This is a genomic window from Polynucleobacter sp. 35-46-11 (genome assembly GCF_002281105.1).
Window position 1 is genome coordinate 1 of record NZ_NCFJ01000089.1, and the last position, 7816, is coordinate 7816.

8 protein-coding genes and 1 pseudogene are annotated in these 7816 nt (G+C 47.2%); 1 reads left to right on the forward strand and 8 read right to left on the reverse strand.

Annotation, left to right across the window (positions count from 1 at the left end; translation table 11 throughout):
• Both B7Y67_RS08240 and B7Y67_RS08245 read right to left on the reverse strand, forming a co-directional pair.
• A partial coding sequence (locus B7Y67_RS08240) for a glycosyltransferase family 2 protein (RefSeq protein ID WP_293598223.1) occupies nt 1-684 on the reverse strand: 684 nt, incomplete at its 3' end.
• Nucleotides 681-1460 (reverse strand): glycosyltransferase family 2 protein, encoded by a 780-nt coding sequence (locus B7Y67_RS08245; RefSeq protein ID WP_293598224.1) that lies wholly within the window; start codon nt 1458-1460, stop codon nt 681-683. The genes B7Y67_RS08245 and B7Y67_RS08240, both read right to left, overlap by 4 nt.
• A 10-nt stretch (nt 1461-1470) precedes the next feature.
• Here B7Y67_RS08245 and msbA point away from each other — a divergent pair, with 10 nt between their 5' ends.
• A complete protein-coding gene (gene msbA / locus B7Y67_RS08250; RefSeq protein ID WP_293598225.1) occupies nt 1471-3234 on the forward strand; it encodes a lipid A export permease/ATP-binding protein MsbA in 1764 nt (587 codons plus the stop codon).
• Nucleotides 3235-3241: 7 nt separating this feature from the next.
• Here the strand turns inward: msbA and rng are convergent, their stop codons facing one another.
• From rng to hemF, 6 genes and pseudogenes are all read right to left on the reverse strand, one after another.
• Complete coding sequence (gene rng / locus B7Y67_RS08255) at nt 3242-4705, reverse strand: ribonuclease G (protein ID WP_293598226.1); 1464 nt, start codon at nt 4703-4705, stop codon at nt 3242-3244.
• A complete protein-coding gene (locus B7Y67_RS08260; RefSeq protein ID WP_293598227.1) occupies nt 4702-5325 on the reverse strand; it encodes a nucleoside triphosphate pyrophosphatase in 624 nt (207 codons plus the stop codon). Before B7Y67_RS08260 ends, rng begins: the two co-directional genes overlap by 4 nt.
• A gap of 7 nt (nt 5326-5332) precedes the next feature.
• Nucleotides 5333-5776, reverse strand: a complete 444-nt coding sequence (rlmH, locus tag B7Y67_RS08265; RefSeq protein WP_293598228.1) for a 23S rRNA (pseudouridine(1915)-N(3))-methyltransferase RlmH — start codon at nt 5774-5776, stop codon at nt 5333-5335.
• Nucleotides 5777-5789: 13 nt separating this feature from the next.
• A pseudogene (gene rsfS / locus B7Y67_RS08270) lies at nt 5790-6176 on the reverse strand (ribosome silencing factor); the annotation flags it as partial.
• A 54-nt stretch (nt 6177-6230) separates the two neighbouring features.
• A complete protein-coding gene (locus B7Y67_RS08275) occupies nt 6231-6935 on the reverse strand; it encodes a nicotinate-nucleotide adenylyltransferase (RefSeq protein WP_293598229.1) in 705 nt (234 codons plus the stop codon).
• Nucleotide 6936: 1 nt separating this feature from the next.
• The gene (gene hemF, locus B7Y67_RS08280) at nt 6937-7812 is read right to left on the reverse strand and encodes an oxygen-dependent coproporphyrinogen oxidase (protein WP_293598230.1); all 876 of its coding nucleotides are present in this window, start codon (nt 7810-7812) and stop codon (nt 6937-6939) included.
• Between the last annotated feature and the right edge of the window lie 4 nt (nt 7813-7816).

Here is a 7816-nt window from a genome sequence, read left to right on the forward strand (position 1 = left end):
AGTTGCCCAGGATCCAGATTTACGAATCAAGCCCCGGTTTTGTAGTCTGAAAACAAAATCCGCATCTTCATGTCCCCAGCCAGTCATGGTTTCATCAAAGCCACCAATAGCTTGGGCATCCGATCTCCAGCAGGCCATATTGCAGCCTTTGATACGGCGCCAAACAAATTTCTTATAGTTGCGCCAGGCGCCATCACCAAGTTTGATTTTGAGAGGCCAATACTTATTGATGCCGCCGGATAATCGATAACTTAATAAGTTGCCAGTGAATTTCTTAAAGTCCCAATGGGACCATGAGAGTAATTTTTTGCTAAGCTCATTATTAAGCAAGACACGGCTGCCGGTTACCAAGCGTTGCGCCTGAGATAGGATTCGATGCTGGGCGATAAAGTCTGGCTGTACAAGACAGTCGCCATCTAAAAATACGAGATAGTCACCGCGCGCTGCCTCAATTGCTTGGTTGAGAATGCGGGTCTTACGAAAGCCTTGATCCTCTTGCCAAAGATGTGTGATGGTTACCGGGAAATGGTTCTGAGTTTCCCTGATGAGGTCTTTGGTATCCGAGGTGGAGCCATCATCAGCAATGATGATTTCAAAATCTAAATCTGTTTGAGTGCTGAGTGACTCAAGGCATAACTTGAGGGCCTGTGGCCAGTTATAGGTCGCCAGAAGAACGGAGATCATTTGCCGAGAGAATTATTGGAGCTTGCTTCTTGGTGCAATTGCCATAACTTCATGTAGCGATAGTAAGTCCCTTGCCCGTTAGAAATTGCCAAAGCAAAGCCCTGGGGACCGTCCAAGAAACCAAGGCGTATGAAGTAGGTTCGAGTAAAGGCCCAGATGCCATGAAGTACTGCTTTTAATGGGCTACTCTTTTTCCCTTTAGAAAATGCCTGCTCTGCTGATGCAGTTGAGTAGCGATCTAATTTTTGCAGCACTTGTGAGTAGTTCATGAAGCTGTAGTGCAACATGGGGTTCTCCAGCTTTGCTACTTGCCCATTCGGAATCAGTCGTTCATGAACCAGATCATCTGAGAAGCAGGCAGTGCCACGCCTAAATAATCGATCCACATAATCGGGGCTCCAGCCGGAATGGCGAATAAAGCGTCCGCAATACCAAGATAGGCGTGGAATGGCAAAACAGCCAACATGCGCTGAATGATGGATGGCCGTCAAAATTTCACTTCTGAGGGCAGGAGTTAATCGCTCATCCGCATCCAAGGAGAGTACCCAGTCACCAGTGGCTAAGTCTAAGGCACGGTTCTTTTGAGGTCCAAATCCAGGCCAATCAGCAGGTTGGCTAATAAGGGCGCCATGGTTTTTGGCGATTTCTAGGGTGCTATCGGTGCTATTGGTGTCGACCACCACGATTTGCTGGGCAATCCCCCCTAGGGAGTCCAAACAATCGGCCAAATTGGCTTCTTCATTGCGAGTGATGAGTATGACGGATAAGGTGGGCATAATTCATTATATGAATGCTCAAGACCGTACCGCCCTAAATCGCTTAATTCAGTATCTCAAGCCCCATATTTGGATGATTATTGGGTCTTTGTTGGCCATGGCTCTGGTTGCTGGGGCTGAAACCTCTATTCCCGCTCTAATGAAGCCGTTACTAGATCGTGGCTTTACTGGACAGCTCAATAGCAAGCTTTGGCAGGTGCCGGTTTTCTTGGTGGGTTTGGCCCTTGTTCGTAGCTTGGCCCAGTTTTTATCAAACTATTTACTGACTCGCGTTATTAATTCTGTCTTGCTTAAGTTGCGTCAGCAGATGTTTCAAACGCTGCTAAATGCATCAACTACTTTTTTTCAGAAGAACTCCGCATCCAATTTAATCAACGCAGTTGTTTTTGAGGTAAATAATGTACTTTCCATTATGGGCGGGATGTTGATTAGCTTGGTACGAGATTCGCTCACCGTGGTTGGCTTAATTGGCTATCTGATTTATTTGAATTGGCAGTTGACGCTAGTCGTGTTGGTGATCTTCCCCATCATCGCCTTCATCATGAGCAAGATTAATAAGCGTCTGCGATCCTTGAATCGCGAGCAGCAGATACTTACTAGTGAGCTCGCTTATATTGTTGAAGAATCTGCAGCCGGGTACAAGATCGTGAAGGTACATGGTGCTGAAGAGTATGAGATGCGCCGTTTTATGGAAAAAGCCGAACGTCTTCGTCAATTTGCCTTAAAGTCGGCAGTAGCTGGAGGCTTAAATCAGCCGATTACTCAGCTGATTGCTTCCATGGCGCTATCGATTGTCTTGGTAATTGCATTGATGCAGTCAGCCTCCGAAGGAACTACAGTGGGCGGCTTTGCTGCTTTTATTACCGCCATGATGTTGGTGATTTCGCCAATTAAACATTTGGCTGATATTAATCAGCCCTTGCAGCGCGGCTTAACTGCAGCGGAAATGATTTTCTCTCTCATGGATCAACCCTTTGAAGAGGACGAGTCCCGCAAGGAAAATATGAAGTCCTTGGACAAGGCTAAAGGTGGAATTCGATTTGAAGACGTCGGCTTCTCCTATCAGCAAGAAGCTGGGCGCAAAGATGCTCTCACTGGTGTGAATTTAAATATCAAGCCTGGAGAAGTGGTGGCCTTTGTCGGCCCATCTGGGGGTGGTAAATCTACTCTGGTGAATTTATTGCCGCGCTTCTTTAAGCCAACTAATGGCCAAATTTTCTTGGACGATATTCCGCTCGAGGACATTGTTCTTGCAGATTTGCGCAAGCAAATTGCTTTTGTAAGTCAGGATGTCATTTTATTTAATGACAGCATTGCGGCAAACGTAGCCTATGGTGCTGTGGGCCAAGAGGGTATTGATCGTGGACGCGTGATGGAGGCGCTTGAGGCGGCGAACTTATCAGCACTCATGAAAGAAATGCCCGAAGGAATTGATACTCAAATTGGTGATAACGGCAATCGTTTATCAGGCGGGCAACGTCAGCGTTTAGCTATCGCGAGAGCTATCTATAAAGACGCACCTATTCTGATTTTGGATGAAGCAACTTCGGCGCTCGATTCTGAATCCGAGCGTCAAGTGCAAGATGCTTTAGAGCGATTAATGGCCGGTAGAACCACTTTGGTTATCGCACATCGCTTATCAACTATTGAGCATGCTGATCGGATTGTGGTGCTAGAACATGGTCATGTGATTGAGAACGGCTCACACGAAGAATTGATTGCTAAAGACGGCTTGTACGCCAATCTGCATCGCATCCAGTTTTCAAACGCGTAATCAATGATTAGCTGAGAACAATATCGTACTGCTCTTGGCGAAAGCTACCCTCAGCCTGAAGTTTGATCGGCTTGCTAATAAAGTCACCCAACTGTGCCAAGAATTGATTTTCTTCTTCTAGGAAGAGATCGATTACATCGGGCGCAGCAACAATCCTAAATTCACGGGGATTAAATTGGCGATGCTCTCGCACAATCTCGCGCAATATCTCGTAACAAATGGTTTGCGCTGTCTTGACCTCGCCTTTGCCCTGGCAGGTAGCGCAAGGTTCACAAGTAATGTGGGCAAGGGATTCGCGCGTACGTTTGCGCGTCATTTCTACCAAGCCTAGCGAGGAAAATTCGCTCACTGAAGTGCGGGCATGATCGCGTTCTAAATTGCGATTGAGTTCATGCAGCACTGACTCTTGATGATCTTTGCTTAGCATGTCAATAAAGTCAATGATGATGATGCCGCCGAGATTGCGTAAGCGTAATTGACGGGCTATCGCCTGAGCAGCTTCAAGATTAGTTTTAAAGACGGTGTCGTCGAGATTGCGTGCGCCAACATAACTTCCAGTATTGACATCAATCGTAGTCATCGACTCTGTTTGGTCAATCATCAAGTAGCCGCCTGACTTGAGATCAACTCTTCTGCCAAGCGCTTTGTTGATTTCAGCATCTACATCAAACAAGTCAAACAGGGCGCGCTCGCCACGATGAAGTGTGAGCTTGTCAAGGAGATTGGGCATGTAGAGCGTAGCGAAGCCCTTCAACTTTTCAAAGTTCTCCGCTGAATCAACTCGAATTTGGGTGGTTTCTTCGCCTGCAACGTCACGCAATACACGTTCAGCTAAGCTGAGATCCTGATAAAGCAGGTTGGGAGCAGCTTTATGGTTCACGGCTGCGCGGATTCTCTCCCAGGTCGTACGCAGGTAATGCATGTCGTGCTCTAGCTCAGTATCGCTGGCATCTTGTGCGCTGGTGCGCACGATAATTCCACCTTTTTCATCTGCAGGCATCAGCCCCGCAAGGCGTGCCTTGATGGCTTCTCGTTCCTCGGGTTGATCAATTCTTTGGGATACGCCAATATATTTTTCGGTGGCCGCATCCGTTCCGGCTGGTGGCAGGTAAACCAAATTGCGGCCAGCAATACTCAATTGAGTTGTGAGGCGCGCACCTTTAGTTCCCAGTGGATCCTTGAGGACTTGTACTAAAACATTTTGACCCTCAAAGAGCAGCTTTTCAATTTGTGCTTGAGGGTTATTTTGAGTAATATCGGCAACGTGCATAAATGCAGTGCGCTCTAGGCCGATCTCAATGAAAGCGGATTGCATGCCAGGTAGAACGCGTACGACTTTGGCTAAATAGATATTGCCAACGATGCCGCGTTGACGCGTGCGCTCAATCTGAAGCTCTTGAACCGCGCCCTGCTGAATTAATGCCACCCGTGTTTCTTGGGGGGTAATATTGATCAGAATTTCTTCATTCATATGCGGGCAACTTTAGCAAAATCTAATAATTGGTTAACTTCGAAAATAGGTAATCCCATGATACCGCTATAGCTACCTTTAATTGAGGGGATAAATGCCCCTCCAAGACCTTGAATGCCATACGCACCAGCTTTGCCAAAAGGTTCACCACTCTGAATGTAATTATCAATTTGTGATGCGGTGAGTTGGGCAAATTCCACCTCAGATACTTGAACCAAGCAAAGAGGGTTATTTATAGGGTCGATCATCATTACAACCGCGGTAAGCACTTCATGCACTTGACCGCTCAGCATTTCAAGAATACGTGCAGCGTCGGCAGCATCAGAGGGTTTGCCGAGGATTTCACCGGCCGGGCTACCAGGGAGGCTCACGGTGGTATCTGCGCACAAAATCGGGGCCCAAGGTTTACCGCTGTTTTGCCATCTTGCTAATGCAATGGCGCTTTTGGCAAAGGTGACACGCTCAACATATTCACGCGCTGTTTCATTGGAGAGGGGCTCTTCAAGGGTTTCCGTATCTTCCCCTGGTGCCGCAATCAGCATCTCAAATTCGACGCCAATCTGTTTGAGTAACTCTTGGCGCCGTGGACTTTGTGAGGCAAGGTAAATATAAGAAAACATGAATGACTTACTCGCGGTGATAAGGGTGGCCTTGCAAAATAGTCCAAGCTCGATAGAGTTGCTCAACCAGTAAGACTCTTGCCATGGCATGGGGTAGCGTTAGACTTGAGAGCCGCCACATCGCCTGAGCACCTTCTTTGAGGCTAGGATCGAGCCCATCGGCACCACCAATCAAGAAGGTGATGTCAAAACCATCCTGTCGCCAGTTTGCTAACTGGGTAGCTAGATTTTGAGTGGTTTGATCTTTACCGCGCTCATCAAGTGCAATGACGCGAGAGCCTTTCGGAATAGCGGCAGCAATTTTGATAGCTTCTTTGGCTGGACTGAGGTCGGGTTTGATCTCTTTGATTTCAATACTGCAATCTGCGGGCATGCGCTTAATGTAATCATGGGTTGCAGTTGCAACCCATTCTGGCATTTTGTGACCAACAGAAACAATCGTTAAACGCATTGCTAAGACATTACTCTTCGTCGTTGGGTTCGCTTGCCTTGACAAGCCCCTTGTCTGCTGCTAATTTGACGCGAACAGGCTTAGCGCCCCACATTCCTTCTAATTGGTAGTAAGCACGCAGTGCAGGTTGCAGAATGTGAACCACGATATCGCCGCAATCAACAAGCACCCATTCACCAGTCTCCAGGCCTTCGACGGAAATGACTTCACCACCTTTGGCGTTGACTGCCTCTTTAACCGACATGGCTAAAGATCTTGTCTGACGGTTAGAGGTGCCTGTAGCAATAATGACGCGATCAAATAGCTCGCTGAGTTTAGTTGTGTCATAAACGCGAATATCTTGCGCCTTGACATCTTCAAGGGCGTCGATCACGACGCGTTGTAATTTAGTTAAGTCCATAGTTTCTTTAGTATTTTTCTGAGATTTTTGAATATAGGGGTGATCTTAGCCTGATTATTTGTACAGACCTAGATTTGTAATGATTTCTAAAGCGTGAGACGGAATGTGCTCGGAAGCAATATCGCTACGAGAGGGGCTTTTAAGCTGATTTCGAAGCTCGGTGGATGAAAGGTCTACTGAAAGACTGTTATCTACGTAGATGCGGCCAAATGGGCTTTTTTCAAGAGTATCTACATCAATACATTGATACTCTTCTAATAAGGTTTCGATTTCGGCACTCATTTTCCCGGAAAGTTCATGGTGGGGCCTAGTGGCAACTGCAAAATTCACAAAGCCCAGCAATTGATCCCAAGAGTTCCAGGTGGGGAGGTTGAGAAGGGAATCGGCTCCCATTAGCCAAGTCAAGCTGACATCAGGCCCAAAACGTTCTCTCAGGGCTTTTGCAGTATCGATCGCATAGCTTGGGCCTGCCCGATCAATTTCGATGCGATCGATCCCAATTTGAGTTGGTATTTGCAAATACAGAAATGCTCTCGCTAGATCAATCCCAGCAGCTTCAGTCAGTTGCAGGCGGATTTGCGCAGGGGTTATGCCAGAGTCCTTTTGCCAAGGCTCACCACTAGGGATGAGAAGTAGGGCGTCGAGATGCAAGACTTTTGCAAAATGGGTGGCCAATTTGAGGTGGCCAAGATGTGGCGGGTCAAATGTACCGCCTAGGATGCCAATCTTCTTTGGAGTATCCAAATTTGCTGAGCTCAAGTTAGGCTAGCCAGTCACGCGGCTTGAGGTAGTGGTTGTACAGCTTTGCTTCAGGAGTGCCCGGCTTTGGTTGCCAGTTGTACCACCACTGAACTACCGGAGGCATAGACATCAGAATAGATTCTGTACGCCCACCGGAGTGTAGGCCAAAAATAGTGCCACGGTCGAATATTAAGTTGTACTCCACATAGCGACCGCGACGGTATTCTTGAAACGCTTTTTCTTCAGCGGTAAAGCTGTCTTTGTAGCGACGCTCCACAATCGGTAGGTAAGCATCAATAAAGGCATCGCCAACAGCGCGTGTCATCGCAAAGCTTTGTTCAAAACCAAGATCATTAAAGTCATCAAAGAAGACGCCACCAATGCCACGGGGCTCTTCACGATGCTTGAGATAAAAATATTCATCACACCATTTTTTAAAGCGCGGATAGAGCTCATCACCAAATGGATCCAAAGCATCTTTGGCTGTTTGATGAAAGTGTTTGCAATCTTCGTCAACGCCGTAATAGGGTGTGAGATCAAAGCCGCCCCCAAACCACCAGATTGGCTCTTTATCCGGAGCTTGTGCAATAAAGCAGCGCACATTCATATGGGTGGTGGGTACCTTAGGATTATTTGGATGAAAGACCAGCGAAACACCCATCGCTTCGAAGCTACGCCCCGCAAGCTCTGGACGATGATGGGATGCGGATGGAGGCATTTGATCGCCACGAACGTGTGAGAATCCCACGCCACCTTTTTCTAAAATATTTCCACCATCCAAAATGCAGGTGCGTCCATAACCTTTTAACTTGCTGTCTTCCGGTTTTTCCCAAGCATCCGCTATAAAAGCTTTGCCATCGAGTGCACTCATTGCAGTTGTTATGCGATCTTGCAGTCCT

What these genes read in the sequence shown, in the direction of transcription:
- B7Y67_RS08245 (WP_293598224.1), bottom strand. Translation starts at nt 1,460, where the DNA reads ATGCCCACCTTATCCGTCATACTCATCACTCGCAATGAAGAAGCCAAT.
- msbA (WP_293598225.1), top strand. Translation starts at nt 1,471, where the DNA reads ATGAATGCTCAAGACCGTACCGCCCTAAATCGCTTAATTCAGTATCTC.
- rng (WP_293598226.1), bottom strand. Translation starts at nt 4,705, where the DNA reads ATGAATGAAGAAATTCTGATCAATATTACCCCCCAAGAAACACGGGTG.
- B7Y67_RS08260 (WP_293598227.1), bottom strand. Translation starts at nt 5,325, where the DNA reads ATGTTTTCTTATATTTACCTTGCCTCACAAAGTCCACGGCGCCAAGAG.
- rlmH (WP_293598228.1), bottom strand. Translation starts at nt 5,776, where the DNA reads ATGCGTTTAACGATTGTTTCTGTTGGTCACAAAATGCCAGAATGGGTT.